Origin of the sequence: Vibrio breoganii (assembly GCF_001677275.1) — a bacterium.
Classification (GTDB): Bacteria; Pseudomonadota; Gammaproteobacteria; order Enterobacterales; family Vibrionaceae; genus Vibrio; species Vibrio breoganii.
The window spans coordinates 708,933-728,011 of the sequence record NZ_CP016177.1 but is presented as its reverse complement, the minus strand read 5'-3'; the positions used below and the strand labels follow the sequence as shown (position 1 = coordinate 728,011).

Sequence of the window (19,079 nt, the reverse complement as noted above, 5' to 3'; positions counted from 1 at the left end):
GTTTACCCCATAAACATTGGCATTTTCGTCATGCCAATTTTGAATGCCATCAACAACCAACCCATGGCACCTAAGAATGCAAAGCCACGTAACAATTGGTTTTTACCCATGCGTAGTGCAAACACACCAAGCGCAATGTAGGCTAATAATGCGGTAAATTTCTCAGATAACCATTCAGAGCCAGGCGCAAACGGAACCCAACCCGTCACAAACAGCAACATGATGCCAGATAAAATCAGCAAGCCATTGACGGCATGTGGTGCAACTTTAATGAATGTCTTGTTTTGCAGCGGTGACTTAGTCACCATCAAGATATACTGAGTCAGAAATAATCCTGCGCTCAATGCAATCAACATTAGATGGGTGTGCTTTAATGCAACGTACATTAACTTCTTCCTTTAAATTGGCCTAAGGTCACTCTATCTTGACCGGCATAGTCTTGTTCAGTAGAGACGGAGTCATAGCCCATCTCTGTAAGAATTTGTCGTGTTGCTTCCCCTTGATCATAACCGTGCTCCATGAGCAGCCAACCATTCTCGGCAAGGTATTCTGTAGCATGCAATGCAATGTGCCTAAGATCCGCTAAACCATTGTCCTTAGCCACTAGCGCAGAATCAGGTTCAAATCGAACGTCTCCTACCGCTAAATGTGGGTCTTGCTCATCAATATAAGGAGGATTAGATACGATGATCTGGAATGGCCCCTCATTAACAACAGGTTCAAACCAGCTGCCTTGTAAGAAGCGAGCATTACGGATACCCAATTGACGTGCATTGTCTGTCGCCAGAACCTGAGCATCCGCCTGAATATCTACACCGATAAATTCAAAGTGAGGGCATTCTGATGCCAAGGCTAGCGCTATCGCGCCAGTGCCAGTGCCAAGATCTAACCCTTTACCTGGCTCTGAGCCTATTTTCTCAAGTGCAAGCTCAACCAAACGCTCGGTGTCTGGGCGCGGAATCAAGGTAGTTGGGGAAACCTTTAGCGGCAGAGACCAAAACTCTCGTTCGCCGGTGATATAAGCCACAGGCTCGCCACTAACGCGGCGCACTATCAAGGCGTTAAAATCTTGGTTCTGCTCTTCGGTGAGGGCTTTTTCTGGCCAAGTGAGCAGGTAGCTGCGCGGCTTTTGCAACACATGGCAAAGCAACACAGAGGCATCCAGCTTGGCTGAATCAGCGCCAGATTCCGTCAACAAGAGAGTCGCTGCAACCAGCGACTCTTGAATACTAGGCAAAGACACGAATTAGCCGTGCTCAGAAAGGGCTGCTAGCTGATCAGCTTGGTGTTCAGTCATCACAGGATCGATAAGCGCGTGCATATCCCCTTCCAATACCTCGTTTAGACGGTACAGAGTTAGGTTGATACGGTGATCAGACACTCGGCCTTGCGGGTAGTTGTAGGTACGAATACGGTCACTACGATCACCAGAACCTAGCAGGTTACGACGAGTATCAGAAACCTCAGCTGCACGCTTCGCTTCTTCGGCCTGAATAATACGCGCCGCTAGCACAGACATCGCCTTCGCTTTGTTCTTGTGCTGTGAACGCTCGTCCTGACATTCAACTACTGTGCCTGTTGGCAAGTGAGTAATACGGATAGCAGAGTCAGTGGTGTTAACGTGCTGACCACCCGCGCCAGATGCACGGAAGGTATCAATTTTAAGATCGCTTGCTTTAATCTCTGGCAGATCCGCTTCAGGGATCTCAGGCATGATCGCAACAGTACATGCAGAGGTATGTACACGGCCTTGAGATTCAGTCTCTGGTACACGCTGTACGCGGTGACCGCCTGATTCAAATTTCATGGTGCCGTAAACGCCGTCGCCAGAAATCTTAGCGATCACTTCTTTATAACCGCCTTGCTCTGACTCGTTAGCGCTCATGACTTCAACGCGCCAGCCTTTCTTCTCTGCAAACTTAGAGTACATGCGGAAAAGGTTACCTGCGAAAATACCCGCTTCATCACCACCTGCACCCGCGCGGATCTCAAGGAAACAGTTACGCTCATCGTTTGGATCTTTAGGTAGAAGTAAGATTTGTAGCTCATCGGTCAAAGACTCGATGTTTGCTTTTGCATCTTTGATTTCTTCCTGAGCCATTTCTTTCATCTCAGGATCATCTTCGTTAGCCATCTCTTGCGCCGCTTCAAGGTCTTCTTGAGCTTGCTGATAGGCTTGGAAGCACTTAGTGACTTCCTCTAGCTGAGAATACTCTTTTGATAGCGCGCGGAACTTGTTTTGATCGCCAATAACATCGGGATCACCAAGCAGGTGCTGCACTTCTTCGTAACGCTCAACCAGCGTTTCTAACTTCACTAAAATCGATGCTTTCATATTCTTCTTAAATTAGTTAAAGGTCTTCGAGACCTAGGCTTTTTCTCAATACAGCCAAATCATCCAACTCTCCCTTCTCAGCCGCCTCTTGAAGCGCCTTAGTTGGGGCATGGATAAGCTTATTGGTTAATTTGTTGCTTAACTCTAGTAATACTTTTTCTGGATCACCACCAGCGCTTAAAGCTTGCAAGCTCTTAGCGAGCAAATCTTGTCGCATTGTGTGGGATGCACGGCGGTAATCTCTAATACTTTCTACGGCTTTTCGAGAGCGCAACCAGCTTTGAAACTCTTTGCTCTCTATACCAATGATTTTTTCTGCCTGAACCGCTTCTGCTCTGCGCTGTTCAATATTCTGGTCAATGATGGACTGTAGGTCATCGACAGTATACAGATACGCATCGCTTAATTCTGATACCTCAGATTCAATATCACGAGGGACAGCAATATCGATAAACAATATCGGCTTATGCTTACGAGACTTAAGCGCGCTTTCAACCATGCCCTTACCAATAATGGGCAGAGGACTTGCCGTTGAGCTGATCACAATATCGGCTTGTGCCAGTGCTGTAGGGATCTCACTTAAGCTCACCACTTGCGCATCGAACTGCGATGCTAAGCCTGCTGCTCGCTCCTTGGTTCGATTGGCTACCGTCATTTGCGTGCATCCATTATCAGATAGATGCTTGGCAACTAATTCAATAGTTTCACCGGCGCCCACGAGCAGCACACGCGAGCGATCTAAGGACTCAAAGATGTGCTTTGCTAGAGTACACGCGGCATAGGCGACGGATACGGCATTGCCACCGATGTCTGTTTCTGTGCGAACGCGCTTAGCAACAGAGAAAGCCTTTTGAAAAAGCTTATCAAGATTACCTTGCACCGCTTCGTGCTCTTTCGCATCAGCGTAGGCTTGCTTTACTTGCCCCAAGATTTGAGGCTCGCCCAAAACCAGAGAGTCTAGTCCACACGAAACGCGCATTAGATGTTGGATAGCCTGCTCATCCCTATGTGTATAGAGGCTCGGCTTTAAATCACCATCATCAACCTGATGGAAGTCAATCAACCAATCAACAATATCGTTGCTTGCTTGCGCATCAACATCAACATAGAGCTCTGTGCGATTACACGTAGATAAGATCACACTGCCGCTGACCACAGGCATTGATTGCAACTGCTGCAAGGCATCGCTCATCTTATCTGGAGAAAACGCGACTTTTTCTCTCAGTTCCACCGAGGCGGTATTGTGATTGATTCCTATGGTCAATAGAGACATGGACTACTTAGACATGGACAAAACAAAACCGCAATTTTACTTGAACCACTACAGCAATAAAAGAGGCTTTATTGTATCATTGGCACAAACCTTGAATCAGAACTCTCATTCTTGCCATGCAAATGACTCAAATATCCTTTTTTTCTAAATGGTTGGTTAGGTTTACGCCAATTGTTTTGGTCTTGCTTCTGTTTGGCTGTGAAACCACGCAGCGCATGCCTACGCACAGTGTCGAGTATCAAGATCACCAGCAAAAACTGTCCGCTCTGACTCACTTTCGCATCACTGGAAAGCTTGGCTATATAGATCCTACTCAGCGCCAAAGCCTAAATTTCCACTGGAAGCAATCTCCTGAAAAGAGTGAACTGCGCCTATCTACCTTTTTAGGTAAGACGGTATTGAACCTTGTGATTGATGATGAAGGGGCAAAGGTAACCGACATTGATGGCAATCGCTACTTTGATAAAGATGCCGACTTACTTTTCTATCAATTGACAAGCATGCGCCTACCTATTGTTTATATGCAAGACTGGATTAAAGGGCAGCCTACTGCGGCTGATAACTTCCAGGTGGCCGACAACGGTACATTGCTTTCGCTTCAGCAAACTCGTGGTGAGCAAACTTGGTTGATGGACTACAAAGGCTATCAAGAAAACGAAGATGTTATTCTTCCTAATAGAATGACCCTCTCTCGCGAGCCAATTAAGTTAAACATTGCTGTTAGCAAGTGGGAGATCCAATGATAACCACAGCTACCACTTGGCCTTCTCCCGCCAAACTTAATCTTTTTCTCTACATTACGGGTCGTCGTGCAAACGGCTACCACGAACTGCAAACCTTGTTCCAGTTCATTAACTTTGGCGATGAACTCACCATTACCCCTAACGATAGCGGAAAAATTATCGTTACCCCTGAGCTTGCGGGTGTGCCACTTGAGCAAAATCTTATCTGGAAAGCAGCGACCGCCTTACAAGCGCACGCGCAATGCAAATTCGGCGCGGATATTCATATAAAGAAAGTCCTTCCTATGGGAGGTGGCATCGGTGGCGGCTCTTCAAATGCAGCAACGACTTTAGTTGCTCTGAACTTTCTATGGGGTCTAAACGTTCCTCTGCCACAATTAGCAGATATTGGATTAAGCTTAGGGGCTGATGTTCCTGTATTTGTGCAAGGCTTCGCCGCCTTTGCAGAGGGTGTCGGGGAGAACTTGACCCCTGTGACTCCTGCTGAAAAGTGGTATTTAGTGGTAAGACCGGACGTGAGCATCGCCACGGTAGATATTTTTACTCATCCAGATTTAACGCGAGACACCAAAAAACGTGGCTGGAATGAACTAGATAGCAGTCCTTACGAAAACGATTGCGAAAAAATAGTGCGTTTACTGTACCCAGAGGTTGATAAGCAACTTTCATGGCTGTTACAATACGCGCCGTCAAGATTGACGGGGACAGGATCTTGCGTTTTTGCTGAGTTTGATACTCAATTAGAGGCAGAAACCATATTAAGACAACTCCCTGAAAATACAACAGCATTTGTTGCACAAGGAAACAATATTTCTCCTTTGCACCTGACATTGGCGCAGTTTACTGCCCAAACACTACCCAATTAACTGGACGCAACCTTGAGGTTTCCACCGTGCCTGATATGAAGCTATTTGCTGGTAACGCAACACCTGAACTAGCCCAACGCATTGCTGATCGCCTATACATTTCTCTAGGTGATGCTACTGTAGACCGTTTTTCTGACGGCGAAGTCGCTGTACAAATTAATGAAAACGTTCGTGGTAGCGATGTATTTATCATCCAATCAACGTGCGCACCTACCAATGACAACCTAATGGAATTGGTGGTAATGATCGACGCTATGCGTCGTGCTTCTGCTGGCCGTATTACAGCTGTAATCCCTTACTTCGGCTATGCTCGCCAAGATCGCCGCGTGCGCTCTGCTCGTGTGCCAATCACGGCTAAAGTAGTCGCTGATTTCTTGTCTAACGTTGGTGTTGACCGCGTTCTAACTATCGACCTACACGCTGAACAGATTCAAGGTTTCTTCGACGTGCCGGTAGACAACATCTTCGGTACTCCAGTACTACTAGAAGACATGGCAAACCGTGGCCTAGAAGATCCTGTTGTTGTTTCTCCAGATCTTGGTGGTGTTGTACGTGCTCGTGCTACTGCTAAAGCGCTTGGTGACATCGACATCGCTATCGTAGATAAGCGTCGTCCACGTGCTAATGTTTCAGAAGTAATGAACCTAATCGGTGATGTTGAAGGCCGCGACTGCGTGATCGTTGACGACATGATTGATACAGGTGGCACTCTGTGTAAAGCAGCTGAAGCTCTTAAAGAGCGCGGCGCTAAGCGTGTATTTGCTTACGCAACTCACGCAGTGTTCTCTGGCAACGCTGCTAAGAACATCAAAAACTCTGTGCTTGACCAAGTGATCATCACTGACTCAATCACATTGAGCAAAGAGATGGCAGCAACAGGTAAAGTTACTCAACTAACTCTATCTAGCATGCTTGCTGAAGCTATTCGTCGCATCAGCAACGAAGAGTCAATCTCAGCGATGTTCAGCCACTAATTGTTGCTAACATCGGGTTCCATTGAACCTAAATAACTTTGAAAATCCCGGTACTTAGTAATAAGCACCGGGATTTTTTACTCTTAGCTACGTTGCGTGCTATCATATCGCGCTTTTTATTGTCACCTACATTTACGAGAGTCAAATCTTGAGCCAAGAAATCAAATTACTTGTCGGTCTGGCGAATCCGGGTCCTGAATACGCTAAAACACGTCACAATGCAGGCGCTTGGGTCGTCGAAGAATTAGCTCGCGTACACAATGTGACACTAAAAAATGAGCCAAAGTTTTTTGGTTTAACAGGCAGAATCTTGGCAAATGGCCACGACCTACGCTTGTTGATCCCGACCACCTTCATGAATCTATCCGGTAAATCTGTTGCGGCATTAGCCAAGTTTTATCAGATTAAACCTGAAGAGATAATGATCGCACACGATGAACTAGACTTACCTCCGGGCGTAGGCAAGTTCAAGAAAGGTGGCGGTCACGGTGGCCACAATGGATTAAAAGACTCCATTAGCAAACTAGGCAATAACAAAGAATTTTATCGACTACGCATCGGCATCGGCCACCCAGGTCATAAAGACCGCGTAGCTGGCTATGTATTAGGCAAAGCTCCAGCTAAAGAGCAAGAATGTCTTGAAGCCGTAGTCGACGAGTCCGTACGCAGTTTAGATATATTGCTAAAAGACGGTTTAACTAAAGCACAAAATCGCTTACACACGTTCAAAGCAGAATAAGGTTTTAATCATGGGTTTTAAATGTGGCATCGTTGGTCTTCCAAACGTTGGTAAATCAACTCTTTTCAATGCTCTAACTAAAGCAGGTATCGAGGCGGCTAACTTCCCGTTCTGTACCATCGAACCAAACACAGGTGTGGTTCCTGTGCCAGATCTACGATTAGACGCTCTTGCTGAAATCGTAAATCCACAAAAGATCCTGCCTACTACTATGGAATTTGTGGATATTGCAGGTTTGGTAGCGGGTGCATCTCGTGGTGAAGGTCTAGGCAACAAATTCCTAGCTAACATCCGTGAAACTGACGCTATTGGTCACGTTGTTCGCTGTTTTGAGAACGAAAACATTGTTCACGTTTCAGGTAAAGTATCACCTATCGAAGACATCGAGGTGATCAACCTTGAGCTAGCGATGGCTGACTTAGATAGCTGTGAACGCGCGATGCAGCGTAACGCTAAAAAAGCCAAAGGTGGCGATAAAGACGCTAAATTTGAACTTTCTGTACTAGAAAAACTACTTCCAGTCCTAACTGAAGGCGGAATGGCTCGTACGGTTGAGCTAAGCAAAGAAGAATTGGCAGCGGTTGGCTACCTAAACTTCCTAACGCTAAAGCCTACTATGTACATCGCTAACGTTAATGAAGACGGCTTTGAAGATAACCCGTTCCTAGACGCAGTACGAGAGTTCGCAGCGAAAGAGAACAACGTAGTCGTTCCTGTTTGTGCCGCTATCGAGTCCGAAATGGCTGAGCTTGACGACGAAGACCGCGCTGAGTTCCTTGCTGATATGGGCATTGAAGAACCAGGCCTAAACCGTGTTATTCGTTCAGGTTATGACCTTCTTACTCTACAAACTTACTTTACCGCCGGTGTTAAAGAAGTGCGTGCATGGACTATCCCTATTGGTGCAACGGCTCCTCAATCAGCAGGTAAAATCCACACTGACTTTGAGAAAGGCTTCATTCGTGCTGAAGTGGTTGGTTACGATGATTTCATCCAATTTAAGGGTGAAAGTGGCGCTAAAGATGCAGGTAAATGGCGTCTAGAAGGTAAAGATTACATCGTTAAAGATGGTGATGTAATACACTTCCGCTTCAACGTTTAATCAAGTTTATCGTTGCTAGAATACATTTACTCTGCGTCGGGTTTGCTCACATACACTTGTATGCTGCGCGAACCCTCCTTGATTAAACCCATTCTAGCTTAGCTAAACATTGATTAAGCTTTGATTAAAAAGATCGCTTCGGCGGTCTTTTTTGTTTTGGATCCACAGATAATCTGCTTATCAACTATGTTATTCATTCTCCAACTAGGTCATGAATAACTTAATTTCTGTTGTCTGTTTGTGTTTAATTCTTGGTGCATTTTTGAATAAAAACGGGGCGCTTTGTTTAAAAAAAGTTCGAACGCGCTATAAGTGACAAAATCTTCAAAAAAACTATTGACGGTTTCCGGGGATATACGCATAATGCGCTCCGTTCTCGACACTGTCTAACAGCGTTGAGAAAGACAATATGGTAATGGCTACTTAGCTCAGCTGGTTAGAGCACATCACTCATAATGATGGGGTCGCAGGTTCAAATCCCGCAGTAGCCACCATTTCCTAAATGCTTTCTTTTTGAGAGTTATTAGGAAATATGCGGAAGTGGCGGAATTGGTAGACGCACCAGATTTAGGTTCTGGCGCTGCAAGGTGTGAGAGTTCAAGTCTCTCCTTCCGCACCATATTTAGTTGGGCTATCGCCAAGCGGTAAGGCACCGGCTTTTGATGCCGGCATTCCCTGGTTCGAATCCAGGTAGCCCAGCCACATTTTATTTCGTGATTTTATTAAAAAATCATTGGAAATAAAGCGAGATTAGTTTATCCTCTCTCGCTCAAAATTAAAGTGGCTACTTAGCTCAGCTGGTTAGAGCACATCACTCATAATGATGGGGTCGCAGGTTCAAATCCCGCAGTAGCCACCATATACAACGTCTGGTTGATTTTACCAATCATCGACTAAGACTAAACTCTTGCTTAGAGATAAAACAAAGCGATGCGGAAGTGGCGGAATTGGTAGACGCACCAGATTTAGGTTCTGGCGCCGCAAGGTGTGAGAGTTCAAGTCTCTCCTTCCGCACCATTATTTAAGATTGAGTTCATGGAACTTTCTCTGTTGGGCTATCGCCAAGCGGTAAGGCACTGGCTTTTGATGCCAGCATTCCCTGGTTCGAATCCAGGTAGCCCAGCCACTATTTAAAGTGGTAGCTCTTAGTAAAAAGAGCACACAACGTTATTGAGATTCACCAATCATCTCTCTAACCACAAAATTGATGCGGAAGTGGCGGAATTGGTAGACGCACCAGATTTAGGTTCTGGCGCCGCAAGGTGTGAGAGTTCAAGTCTCTCCTTCCGCACCATTATTTAAGATTGAGTTCTTAGAACTTTCTCTGTTGGGCTATCGCCAAGCGGTAAGGCACTGGCTTTTGATGCCAGCATTCCCTGGTTCGAATCCAGGTAGCCCAGCCACTATTTAAGTGGACGCTCTTAGTAAAAGAGCACACAACGTCTAGTTGATTCACCAATCATCGACTAAGACTACAAAATTGATGCGGAAGTGGCGGAATTGGTAGACGCACCAGATTTAGGTTCTGGCGCCGCAAGGTGTGAGAGTTCAAGTCTCTCCTTCCGCACCATATTTAATTTAGGGATCACGTTATCTCTAAAACAGAGTGGCTACTTAGCTCAGCTGGTTAGAGCACATCACTCATAATGATGGGGTCGCAGGTTCAAATCCCGCAGTAGCCACCATTTACAACGTCTAGTTGATTTACCAATCATCGACTAAGACTACAAGATTGTTGCGGAAGTGGCGGAATTGGTAGACGCACCAGATTTAGGTTCTGGCGCCGCAAGGTGTGAGAGTTCAAGTCTCTCCTTCCGCACCATTATTTAAGATTGAGTTCTTAGAACTTTCTCTGTTGGGCTATCGCCAAGCGGTAAGGCACTGGCTTTTGATGCCAGCATTCCCTGGTTCGAATCCAGGTAGCCCAGCCACTACAATAAGGGTGAGACAAAGCATTTGATGCCTCGTTATTCCCCCTGGTTCGGCTCTAAGTAGCCCAGCCACTATTTAAGTGGACGCTCTTAGTAAAAGAGCACACAACGTCTAGTTGATTCACCAATCATCGACTAAGACTAAACTCTTGCTTAGAGATAAAACAAAGCGATGCGGAAGTGGCGGAATTGGTAGACGCACCAGATTTAGGTTCTGGCGCCGCAAGGTGTGAGAGTTCAAGTCTCTCCTTCCGCACCATTATTTAAGATTGAGTTCATGGAACTTTCTCTGTTGGGCTATCGCCAAGCGGTAAGGCACTGGCTTTTGATGCCAGCATTCCCTGGTTCGAATCCAGGTAGCCCAGCCACTATTTAAAGTGGTAGCTCTTAGTAAAAAGAGTACACAACGTTATTGAGATTCACCAATCATCTCTCTAACCACAAAATTGATGCGGAAGTGGCGGAATTGGTAGACGCACCAGATTTAGGTTCTGGCGCCGCAAGGTGTGAGAGTTCAAGTCTCTCCTTCCGCACCATCATATAGAGAACCCGTCTTTTAGACGGGTTTTTTATTGCCTGTAGAAAAGTCATCTCATATAAAAAGGGCGCAGACAACATCATGCTATCTGCGCCCTTTCCGTTTTAACAATTAAAAACGCTATAACCCTAAGGCATACTTCAATGCTTGATGCTTAAGAGGGCCTGCACTGTCAGCCAGTTTAAGCCCAACATTTCTTAGCATCTTTACTGGTCCTAGATTATTGCTAAAGCCCACATAGAATACATCCATAGCGGTTTGCATTATCAAATTATCTGTTTTTCTTAGTTGCTGATATTGTTCAAGATTATCCAAAGAATAATCGCCATCACTCAATGTTGTCAGCAATGCAGTAACATCTTTAAAGCCTAGATTAACACCCTGTCCCGCCAATGGATTGATGGTATGGGCGGAATCTCCCACCAACACAGCCCCTTCCTTACAGTAGTGTTGGGCATGGCGACGTTTCAAAGGAAATGAAGCCGAATCTTTTACCGTTACATGGCCAACTCTCTTAGGGAAGCATCGCTCTATCTCAGCTTGTAATTCTGCAACACTTAATTGAGCAAGCTGCTTAATGCGCTGCGGTGAGTCATACCAAACTAGGCAACCTTTGCCCTCGCCCATCGGCAAGTACGACCTTGGGCCACTAGGAGTAAACCACTGCCAAGTCACATCGACATCAAGGCAATCTGTATCCACATTGATCAGCATACAATCTTGTCGGTAATCCCAGGCTGTCACGCCAATTCCAGCGATTTGTCTCACCTTTGAGTTTGCACCATCCGCTCCAACCACTAAGCTGGCGCTCAATACATCCCCAGACGACAGCTCTAAGTGCTTACCCTGTTCATTTGTCGTCATACTCACCAAAGAGTCCGGGCAGTAAAAGGTCACGTTCGAGTCCTCACTCAGAGCCTCCCAGATCCCCAACTGCAAAACACGATTCTCAACCATATAACCCAGCAGAGGCAAATCAAGATCAGCCGCATCAAAGCGTGTACAGCAATTTTCAAGTTCCCACGTTTCCAAGCCTGAGTAGGGATAAACCCTCTTACTTTGGATATGGGGCCAAGCACCCAGTTGCTCTAGAAGATCAACGGAGCTTTTTGATATGGCTGAGATTCGGATATCCAAGTCTTGAGAAGATTCAAAAGACTTAGGTTGGTAGCCCTCGACAATCGCAACTCGTTTACCTTGCTTTGCCAGCCCGAGCGCTGTTGCGGCGCCAACCATGCCACCGCCTATCACTGCTACATCAAAATGCATGTGTGCCACCCTTTATCCTTAAATAACATTTGTTTATGCCTTTTGATTAATTGTACTTAAAAGCGCTCAGCAATGCCTGTACGAGGACTCAATTTATTCATGCTCTAGGGTCTGTTGATCTTTTGAGGTTGTTTTTGTAGCGATTTGTTGGGTATTAATACAAGGCAGTCGCTTTTAGGTGTGGTGGTTCCACATGAAAAGCGGCTAACGCGGTAGTAATGCCCAACAAAGCGCTACCCGAAGGGCTCGTCCAGAAGCCATTTACTCTTCGTTGAGCGCCTTTTGCTTAGATGACTAGGCTGCAAGTCCCTCGCCTTGATTAAATGGCTTCTGGTCGAGCAAAATTTAATCGCAAAAGGTCAACAGACCCTAATTCTCCCCCTTAAGTTTATTTGTTGTTACCTCCCCAGTTTGGATTAAATCTACAAAAAAGCAGCTCAATACAAACAATGCCTTACCCTGCAACGGATGAAATTTAAGCTTGAAAGCTAGTCATTGCATCATTTAGTCAGTACAATACGCGGCTCGCCACGACTATGCGTGGTGAAATACTGAGCAATATAGCCAGTTGAAAAGTGATTAATTAACACGAGTGTGAATGCAATGAGTAAGAAACTTCTGATCAAGACCTGGGGTTGCCAGATGAACGAATACGATTCATCAAAGATGGCTGACCTGCTTAATGCCGCCAACGGATTTGAGCTAACAGAAGATCCTAAAGAAGCGGATGTATTACTACTAAACACCTGCTCTATTCGTGAAAAAGCACAAGAAAAAGTGTTCCACCAGCTTGGCCGTTGGAAGACTTTAAAAGACACTAAACCAGGCGTAGTCATCGGTGTTGGTGGTTGTGTTGCGACTCAAGAAGGCGACCATATTCGTCAACGTGCACCTTACGTTGATGTTATCTTTGGCCCGCAAACACTGCACCGTCTTCCAGAGATGATCAAACAATCTCAAAGCGATGATGCCCCTGTTATGGACATCTCTTTCCCTGAGATCGAGAAGTTTGACAACTTACCTGAGCCTCGCGCTGAAGGTGCAACAGCGTTCGTTTCTATTATGGAAGGCTGTTCTAAATACTGCACATACTGTGTTGTACCCTACACTCGTGGTGAAGAAGTTAGCCGTCCGATGGACGATGTTCTATTTGAAATCGCACAACTTGCTGAGCAAGGTGTACGCGAAGTCAACCTTCTTGGCCAAAACGTAAATGCATACCGCGGTCCAACGTACGATGGTGACATCTGTTCGTTTGCAAACCTACTGCGCCTAGTAGCCTCAATTGATGGTATTGACCGCATTCGCTTTACTACAAGCCACCCGCTTGAGTTTACTGACGACATCATTGCAGTGTACGAAGACACTCCAGAGCTAGTTAGCTTCTTGCACCTACCAGTGCAAAGCGGTTCAGACCGTATCCTGACTATGATGAAGCGTCCTCATACCGCAATCGAATACAAGTCGATTATCCGTAAACTGCGTAAAGCTCGTCCTGATATCCAGATCAGCTCAGACTTTATTGTTGGCTTCCCTGGTGAGTCTGACCAAGACTTCCAAGACACAATGAAGATCATCCGTGACGTTGATTTCGACATGAGCTTCAGCTTTGTCTTCTCTCCTCGCCCTGGTACGCCAGCAGCAGATTACCCATGTGATCTGACAGAGCAAGAGAAGAAAGAGCGTTTGTACGAGCTACAGCAAACGGTTAACGCACAAGCGATGCGTTACTCTCGTCAAATGCTAGGTACAGTGCAACGCGTATTGGTAGAAGGCCCATCGAAGAAAGATCTGATGGAGCTTCGCGCACGTACAGAAAACAACCGCGTAGTGAACTTTGAAGGTAATGCTGACCTAATTGGCCAATTCGTTGATGTAAAAATCACAGACGTGTTCGCTAACTCTTTACGTGGCGAACTTGTTCGCACAGAATCAGAAATGGACCTTCGTATCGCTGTCTCTCCAACTGAGATGATGACTAAGACACGCAAGGAAGATGAATTAGGTGTAGCGACATTTACACCTTAAAGTAACATACAGCTATACTGAAAGAGTCCACAAGGACTCCTTCAGTACAGTAAATGCGAGGCACCATTGAGCAATAAAATTGTTACCCTAGAGATCGATCTAGAACCAGCAAATAATCACCGTCTTTCTAGCCTTTGTGGCCCTTTTGATGACAACATCAAGCACCTAGAACGTCGCCTTGGCGTTGAAATCAACTATCGTGGTAACCACTTCTCCATCGTGGGCCAACCTCATACCGCCTCTGCGGCACTCGATATCGTTAAAAGACTTTACGTTCAAACTGCGCCTGTTCGTGGCAATATCCCTGATATAGAGCCAGAGCAAATCCATCTAGAAGTGAAAGAAAGTGGCGTCCTTGAGCAGGCTGCCGAAGCTGAGTTCTCTCACGGCAAAGAAGTGTTTATTAAGACTAAAAAGGGTGTGATTAAACCTCGCACGCCAAACCAGGCCCAATATCTGATGAACATGGTCACCCACGATATCACCTTTGGTGTTGGCCCCGCTGGTACTGGTAAAACTTACCTAGCCGTTGCAGCTGCCGTCGACGCACTTGAGCGCCAAGAGATCAGACGTATCTTATTGACTCGCCCTGCGGTAGAAGCCGGTGAAAAGCTGGGTTTCTTGCCTGGCGATCTCAGCCAAAAGGTCGACCCTTACCTTCGCCCTCTTTATGATGCACTGTTTGAAATGTTAGGTTTTGAGCGTGTTGAAAAGTTGATTGAACGTAACGTTATTGAAGTTGCGCCTCTTGCCTATATGCGTGGCCGTACTTTGAACGACGCATTTATTATTTTGGATGAGAGCCAGAACACCACCATCGAGCAGATGAAGATGTTCTTAACGCGTATCGGCTTTAACTCGCGAGCTGTTATCACAGGTGACGTTACCCAAATAGATTTACCTCGTGGTGCTAAATCTGGCTTACGCCACGCTATCGAAGTACTTTCTGAAGTGGACGATATCAGCTTCAACTTCTTCTTAGCGGATGATGTTGTGCGACACCCAGTGGTAGCACGTATCGTTAACGCCTATGAGAAGTGGGAAGTTCAAGACCAAAAAGAAAAGAAAGCGATTGAACAACGTCGTCGTCAAGAACGCGAAGAGCGTGAAGCTAAACTTGTCGCTGACGCTGCACTTCAAACTCAGCAACAATCACAACTTGTGAGTAAATAATGGCCATTTATCTGGACCTACAACTGGCTGTTGAAAACGACAGCCAGTTACCTTCAGAACAAGACTTTCAGTCTTGGCTTGATTACACGTTAACGCAATTTCAGCCTGACTCAGAACTCACTATTCGTATAGTGGATTCTGAAGAGAGCCACCAGCTTAATCACGATTATCGTGGTAAAGATAAGCCGACCAACGTTCTGTCCTTCCCATTTGAGGCACCTCCCGGCGTAGAAATAAATTTGCTAGGGGATCTTGTCATTTGCAAGCAAGTGGTTGAAGATGAAGCCGCTGCGCAGCAAAAACCTCTGACTGCACATTGGGCTCATATGGTGGTGCACGGCAGCTTACACCTGCTTGGCTACGACCATATTCAGGACGAAGAAGCCGAAGAGATGGAATCTCTAGAAACTGAAATTATGCAAGGGTTAGGTTTTGACGATCCTTACCTTGCAGAAAAGCAGTAATCCCAATATAAAGATACAGTGAGCTATTACACATTTGATAGCGTTAACCATTGAGAAGCAATGAACAGCGAAGACAACTCGCCCTCTAAAGAGGGCTCAAAGGAAAAATCAGAAGGTCCGAGTAGGAAATCCTTCTTCGAACGTCTAGGTCAACTTTTCCAAGTGGACCCTAAAGACCGCCAAGAACTCGTCGATGTCATCCGTGATTCGGAAGAAAACGACCTAATCGACCATGACACTCGAGATATGCTTGAGGGTGTGATGGAAATTGCCGAGCAGAAAGTTCGTGACATCATGATCCCTCGCTCGCAAATGGTTACGGTAGAACGCACTGACGACCTTGATGCGCTCATCAATCTTATCACTGACGCACAACACTCCCGTTACCCTGTTATCAGCGAGGATAAGGACCACGTTGAAGGTATTTTGCTGGCTAAAGACCTGTTGAAATATCTAGGCTCGGAAAGTGCACCCTTCGATATCGAGCAAGTCATACGCCCTGCAGTGGTTGTTCCAGAGAGTAAGCGTGTGGATCGCCTACTTAAGGAATTCCGCGAAGAGCGCTACCATATGGCAATTGTGGTCGATGAGTTTGGTGGTGTATCTGGCCTGATCACTATCGAGGATATTCTTGAAGAGATCGTTGGTGAGATTGAAGATGAGTTTGACGACGAAGAAGAGTTAGAGATCCGCCAGCTCAGCAAACATACATTTGCTGTCAGGGCTCTGACGACTATCGAAGAATTTAATGATACCTTTGACACTAACTTCAGCGATGAAGAAGTGGATACCGTAGGTGGTTTGGTCATGACCCAATTTGGTCATCTACCTAGTCGAGGCGAAATCGTCGAGATCGAGGCGTATAGCTTCAAGGTCACGTCAGCAGATAATCGCCGTATTATTCAACTTCAGGTTACCGTCCCAGACAATGAGTCTGAGAAAGAGAGTGGCGAATAACACGCTTGCTCTCGGACGAGGTATAACCCTCTAGAGAAACAGACTCAATACTAAGATGAAATCATTGATGACTCATCGCCTAATGCGGCCGCTTGCGGCCGCTTTTGTTGGCGCCAGCACAACTCTTTCCTTCGCCCCATATCAAATTTGGCCCCTGGCTCTGCTCAGCCCGTTGCTGTTGCTTCTCTTACTTAAGGGACAATCAACTCGCTCCTCTGCCTTAATAGGGTACCTGTGGGGCATAGGGCTATTTGCCACAGGCATCAGTTGGGTGCATGTCAGCATAGATACCTTTGGTGGCATGCCAAAACCCGCCAGCCTACTACTCATGGCGTTGCTGGTTGGTTATCTCTCGATCTACTCGGCGCTGTTTGCTGCCCTATATACGAAATTTAACGGACACAAGCACTGGTTTAATGCCCTACTTGTCACCCCCGCTTTATGGATAATCTGTGATTGGTTACGTGGCTGGGCTCTAACAGGCTTCCCTTGGCTTTTACTAGGTTACACACAGATAGAATCACCACTATCCGGATTAGCTCCTATCGGCGGTGTAGACTTGATTAGCATGTGGGTGATGGCGATATCGAGTAGCTTAGCCATGATTATTACTCGCCGTACTTGGAAACAAGTGTGGATTCCTGTGGCACTGTTTGCCGTTGCAGGATTAACGCATTTCATCAACTGGGTAGCCCCTGACGAAAGTCGAGCACAAACAGTGGCACTTATTCAGGGCAATGTTCAGCAAGAGACAAAGTGGCTACCAAGCCAGCGCTGGCCAACGCTAATGAAGTATATGGACCATACTCGCCAAAACTGGGATGCGGATATTATCATCTGGCCTGAGGCGGCAATACCTGCGTTCGAAGACGAAGTCACCTCTTTCATGAGCAATCTCGATAAAGCGGCTCGCCAGAACGATTCAGCGGTAATCACTGGGGTCCTGACTCAAGAGGGGCGTCACACCTATTACAACAGCGTCACAACGGTTGGAGTGACACCATCAGGTGAATACAACTACGACACTCAGCCTCGCTATAAAAAGCATCACCTGTTGCCGTTTGGTGAGTTTGTGCCTCTCGAGGACTTTTTAAGACCTCTGGCGCCGTTCTTTAATTTACCGATGTCTTCATTTGATCGTGGTGATTATGTGCAAGACAATATTGTCGCCAAAGGCATGCATATGGTGGTAGCGCTATGTTACGAGATTATCTTTGGCCAGCAGCTTCGAGATAATATCACCGACGAAACTGACTACATCTTGACCCTATCTAACGATGCTTGGTTTGGTGACTCAATAGGCCCGCTTCAACACATGGCTATTGCTCGCATGAGAGCCTTAGAGTTTGGTATGCCCGTGATTCGCGCAACGAACAACGGTGTCACCGCCGTCACGGATTACAAAGGTCACATAACCGCTGATCTTCCACAGTTTGAGGAAGCAGTACTAAGAGCGAAGGTCGTACCGACAAACGGTAAAACCCCTTACGTTCAATTTGGTGGGTTACCGCTAGATATCGCAGTTTTCTGTATCCTATTGTTCTCTGTGTTCCTATCTATGAGAACTCGGCCGAAAGACTAATTAGCACTAAACTCAATACGGTAAGCCTTTGCTAGCTTGAAAAGAGATCAACTAGCAAGGGTTTGCAATGAAAGAACACTTCTCTCTTCTTCCTATTTCTATCTTACTTCTAACAACAAGTGGTTGTGCCGGAAATACTCAAGACAGTTCGAATACTATGGGCGCTGTCGCTATACCATTTTCCATCTCTTATGACGGTGTGAACAAATTCACTTGCCGACGATTTGACCTGAAATTTGGTGACCAATATAAATCTGGGTATCTAACGAACGGAAAAAGAAACGATAATGGCGACCTTGAAGGGTATCTTTACATTGATGATATGCCTACTGGCTATCAACTTCTTACCGAAATACGTTGCTACCCTCATCGCAGAACACAGTTTAAAAATGGCAAAAAACATATCACACGCAAGGTTTCTCAAAGCGTCAACATAAAGCCAAATACCGTTTTGGTGGCGCCCTTCTTATTAAGGGGTTCCATTGAGGACGATTACGGTACTCATCAACTCTATTACGGGTTAACTTGGGCTCCGACTGCGACTCGTGAAGACATCGCAGAAGAGATCACAGCTAATGATCTGCAGTCCAATTGGAACGTAACCTTAGATCAAGATTACTAGGGTCTTGAATCCTAAGGTTTTAGTGGCTGCCTAGAAAACTCATCATGCCCACATTGAGGGCACGCCTGAATCTCGGTGGCGTGATTATATTGAGTTCGGTGGCCACATTTTTCGCAGATTAGTACACCCAAGCCGATAATCTCGCCGGACTTATACACCCCTTGGTGCTCAAGATCTTGAAAAAATTCAACCCATTCGACTTTTGTTTTATCGGTAATATCCAATAGCGATTGCCACACCGTATTTGCAATCATGAGGTAAAAAGGCCCCGACTTGCTCTCTTCAAAGTTATTAGCAAATTCTTGCAGATCCGACTTAACATACGCCGAAACTAAGGCTAATTCGTCTTTGGTCATGTCATTGGCAGCCTCAACCACCTTCTCTGAATTAGCAATCACATTATTTATTTCATCTGGGCTGTGTTTTAAGGTTTCTACTACATCGGATAACAGCTCATCATAACCCGCCTGACGTTTTGGCATA

General features: G+C 46.0%; 17 protein-coding genes and 15 tRNA genes. 26 read left to right on the top strand and 6 right to left on the bottom strand.

Annotation, left to right across the window (positions count from 1 at the left end; genetic code table 11):
• Nucleotides 1-2: 2 nt before the first annotated feature.
• From A6E01_RS03485 to hemA, 4 genes are read right to left on the bottom strand one after another with little or no spacing between them, the layout of a single operon-like run.
• On the bottom strand, nucleotides 3-386 hold the full coding sequence (locus tag A6E01_RS03485; protein ID WP_017027123.1) for a SirB2 family protein: 384 nt from the start codon (nucleotides 384-386) through the stop codon (nucleotides 3-5).
• Entirely contained in the window at nucleotides 386-1,243 is an 858-nt protein-coding gene (gene prmC, locus A6E01_RS03480; protein WP_065209578.1) for a peptide chain release factor N(5)-glutamine methyltransferase, read from the bottom strand. The genes A6E01_RS03485 and prmC overlap by 1 nt, the downstream gene beginning before the upstream one ends.
• Nucleotides 1,244-1,246: 3 nt before the next feature.
• Entirely contained in the window at nucleotides 1,247-2,335 is a 1,089-nt protein-coding gene (prfA, locus tag A6E01_RS03475) for a peptide chain release factor 1 (protein WP_065209577.1), read from the bottom strand.
• Nucleotides 2,336-2,351: 16 nt separating this feature from the next.
• A complete protein-coding gene (hemA, locus tag A6E01_RS03470; protein WP_065209576.1) occupies nucleotides 2,352-3,608 on the bottom strand; it encodes a glutamyl-tRNA reductase in 1,257 nt (418 codons plus the stop codon).
• Nucleotides 3,609-3,730: 122 nt separating this feature from the next.
• Between hemA and lolB the strand changes: the two genes are divergently transcribed.
• The 20 genes from lolB (at nucleotide 3,731) to A6E01_RS03370 (ending at nucleotide 10,499) form a co-directional block, all read left to right on the top strand.
• Entirely contained in the window at nucleotides 3,731-4,351 is a 621-nt protein-coding gene (gene lolB / locus A6E01_RS03465; protein ID WP_237334488.1) for a lipoprotein insertase outer membrane protein LolB, read from the top strand.
• Entirely contained in the window at nucleotides 4,348-5,217 is an 870-nt protein-coding gene (gene ispE, locus A6E01_RS03460) for a 4-(cytidine 5'-diphospho)-2-C-methyl-D-erythritol kinase (protein ID WP_065209574.1), read from the top strand. Before lolB ends, ispE begins: the two co-directional genes overlap by 4 nt.
• Before the next feature lie 26 nt (nucleotides 5,218-5,243).
• Entirely contained in the window at nucleotides 5,244-6,191 is a 948-nt protein-coding gene (locus A6E01_RS03455; protein WP_017027129.1) for a ribose-phosphate pyrophosphokinase, read from the top strand.
• Between the two features lie 148 nt (nucleotides 6,192-6,339).
• Entirely contained in the window at nucleotides 6,340-6,930 is a 591-nt protein-coding gene (pth, locus tag A6E01_RS03450; RefSeq protein ID WP_017027130.1) for an aminoacyl-tRNA hydrolase, read from the top strand.
• A gap of 10 nt (nucleotides 6,931-6,940) precedes the next feature.
• Nucleotides 6,941-8,032 carry a redox-regulated ATPase YchF gene (ychF, locus tag A6E01_RS03445; protein WP_065209573.1) on the top strand — a complete coding sequence of 364 codons (1,092 nt, stop codon included), beginning with the start codon at nucleotides 6,941-6,943 and terminating at the stop codon, nucleotides 8,030-8,032.
• A 417-nt stretch (nucleotides 8,033-8,449) separates the two neighbouring features.
• Nucleotides 8,450-8,526: transfer RNA gene (locus A6E01_RS03440), tRNA-Met, on the top strand.
• A gap of 40 nt (nucleotides 8,527-8,566) precedes the next feature.
• Nucleotides 8,567-8,651: transfer RNA gene (locus A6E01_RS03435), tRNA-Leu, on the top strand.
• Nucleotides 8,652-8,659: 8 nt separating this feature from the next.
• Nucleotides 8,660-8,734, top strand: a tRNA-Gln gene (locus tag A6E01_RS03430).
• 80 nt (nucleotides 8,735-8,814) lie between these two features.
• Nucleotides 8,815-8,891 (top strand) — tRNA-Met (locus A6E01_RS03425).
• Nucleotides 8,892-8,964: 73 nt separating this feature from the next.
• A tRNA-Leu gene (locus tag A6E01_RS03420) sits at nucleotides 8,965-9,049 on the top strand.
• Nucleotides 9,050-9,083: 34 nt separating this feature from the next.
• Nucleotides 9,084-9,158 (top strand) — tRNA-Gln (locus tag A6E01_RS03415).
• An 83-nt stretch (nucleotides 9,159-9,241) separates the two neighbouring features.
• Nucleotides 9,242-9,326: transfer RNA gene (locus A6E01_RS03410), tRNA-Leu, on the top strand.
• 34 nt (nucleotides 9,327-9,360) lie between these two features.
• Nucleotides 9,361-9,435, top strand: a tRNA-Gln gene (locus tag A6E01_RS03405).
• Between the two features lie 82 nt (nucleotides 9,436-9,517).
• Nucleotides 9,518-9,602 (top strand) — tRNA-Leu (locus tag A6E01_RS03400).
• 38 nt (nucleotides 9,603-9,640) lie between these two features.
• Nucleotides 9,641-9,717 (top strand) — tRNA-Met (locus A6E01_RS03395).
• 52 nt (nucleotides 9,718-9,769) lie between these two features.
• A tRNA-Leu gene (locus tag A6E01_RS03390) sits at nucleotides 9,770-9,854 on the top strand.
• A 34-nt stretch (nucleotides 9,855-9,888) separates the two neighbouring features.
• Nucleotides 9,889-9,963: transfer RNA gene (locus A6E01_RS03385), tRNA-Gln, on the top strand.
• Between the two features lie 174 nt (nucleotides 9,964-10,137).
• Nucleotides 10,138-10,222, top strand: a tRNA-Leu gene (locus A6E01_RS03380).
• Nucleotides 10,223-10,256: 34 nt separating this feature from the next.
• Nucleotides 10,257-10,331 (top strand) — tRNA-Gln (locus A6E01_RS03375).
• Nucleotides 10,332-10,414: 83 nt separating this feature from the next.
• Nucleotides 10,415-10,499, top strand: a tRNA-Leu gene (locus A6E01_RS03370).
• Nucleotides 10,500-10,621: 122 nt separating this feature from the next.
• Here the strand turns inward: A6E01_RS03370 and A6E01_RS03365 are convergent.
• Nucleotides 10,622-11,779 carry an FAD-dependent oxidoreductase gene (locus A6E01_RS03365; RefSeq protein WP_082961333.1) on the bottom strand — a complete coding sequence of 386 codons (1,158 nt, stop codon included), beginning with the start codon at nucleotides 11,777-11,779 and terminating at the stop codon, nucleotides 10,622-10,624.
• A 594-nt stretch (nucleotides 11,780-12,373) separates the two neighbouring features.
• Between A6E01_RS03365 and miaB the strand changes: the two genes are divergently transcribed.
• The 6 genes from miaB (at nucleotide 12,374) to A6E01_RS03335 (ending at nucleotide 18,596) form a co-directional block, all read left to right on the top strand.
• A complete protein-coding gene (gene miaB, locus A6E01_RS03360) occupies nucleotides 12,374-13,798 on the top strand; it encodes a tRNA (N6-isopentenyl adenosine(37)-C2)-methylthiotransferase MiaB (RefSeq protein WP_017243014.1) in 1,425 nt (474 codons plus the stop codon).
• A gap of 66 nt (nucleotides 13,799-13,864) precedes the next feature.
• Entirely contained in the window at nucleotides 13,865-14,971 is a 1,107-nt protein-coding gene (locus A6E01_RS03355; RefSeq protein ID WP_017243015.1) for a PhoH family protein, read from the top strand.
• Nucleotides 14,971-15,435, top strand: a complete 465-nt coding sequence (gene ybeY, locus A6E01_RS03350; RefSeq protein ID WP_017243016.1) for an rRNA maturation RNase YbeY — start codon at nucleotides 14,971-14,973, stop codon at nucleotides 15,433-15,435. Before A6E01_RS03355 ends, ybeY begins: the two co-directional genes overlap by 1 nt.
• A gap of 60 nt (nucleotides 15,436-15,495) precedes the next feature.
• Nucleotides 15,496-16,392, top strand: a complete 897-nt coding sequence (gene corC, locus A6E01_RS03345; RefSeq protein ID WP_017243017.1) for a CNNM family magnesium/cobalt transport protein CorC — start codon at nucleotides 15,496-15,498, stop codon at nucleotides 16,390-16,392.
• Between the two features lie 55 nt (nucleotides 16,393-16,447).
• Nucleotides 16,448-17,974, top strand: a complete 1,527-nt coding sequence (lnt, locus tag A6E01_RS03340; protein ID WP_065209572.1) for an apolipoprotein N-acyltransferase — start codon at nucleotides 16,448-16,450, stop codon at nucleotides 17,972-17,974.
• Between the two features lie 67 nt (nucleotides 17,975-18,041).
• On the top strand, nucleotides 18,042-18,596 hold the full coding sequence (locus A6E01_RS03335) for a hypothetical protein (RefSeq protein ID WP_065209571.1): 555 nt from the start codon (nucleotides 18,042-18,044) through the stop codon (nucleotides 18,594-18,596).
• Between the two features lie 11 nt (nucleotides 18,597-18,607).
• Here A6E01_RS03335 and A6E01_RS03330 read toward each other — a convergent pair whose 3' ends face one another.
• Nucleotides 18,608-19,078: a zinc ribbon-containing protein gene (locus tag A6E01_RS03330; RefSeq protein WP_017031150.1), complete on the bottom strand. Its 471-nt coding sequence runs from the start codon at nucleotides 19,076-19,078 to the stop codon at nucleotides 18,608-18,610.
• Nucleotide 19,079: the final 1 nt, after the last annotated feature.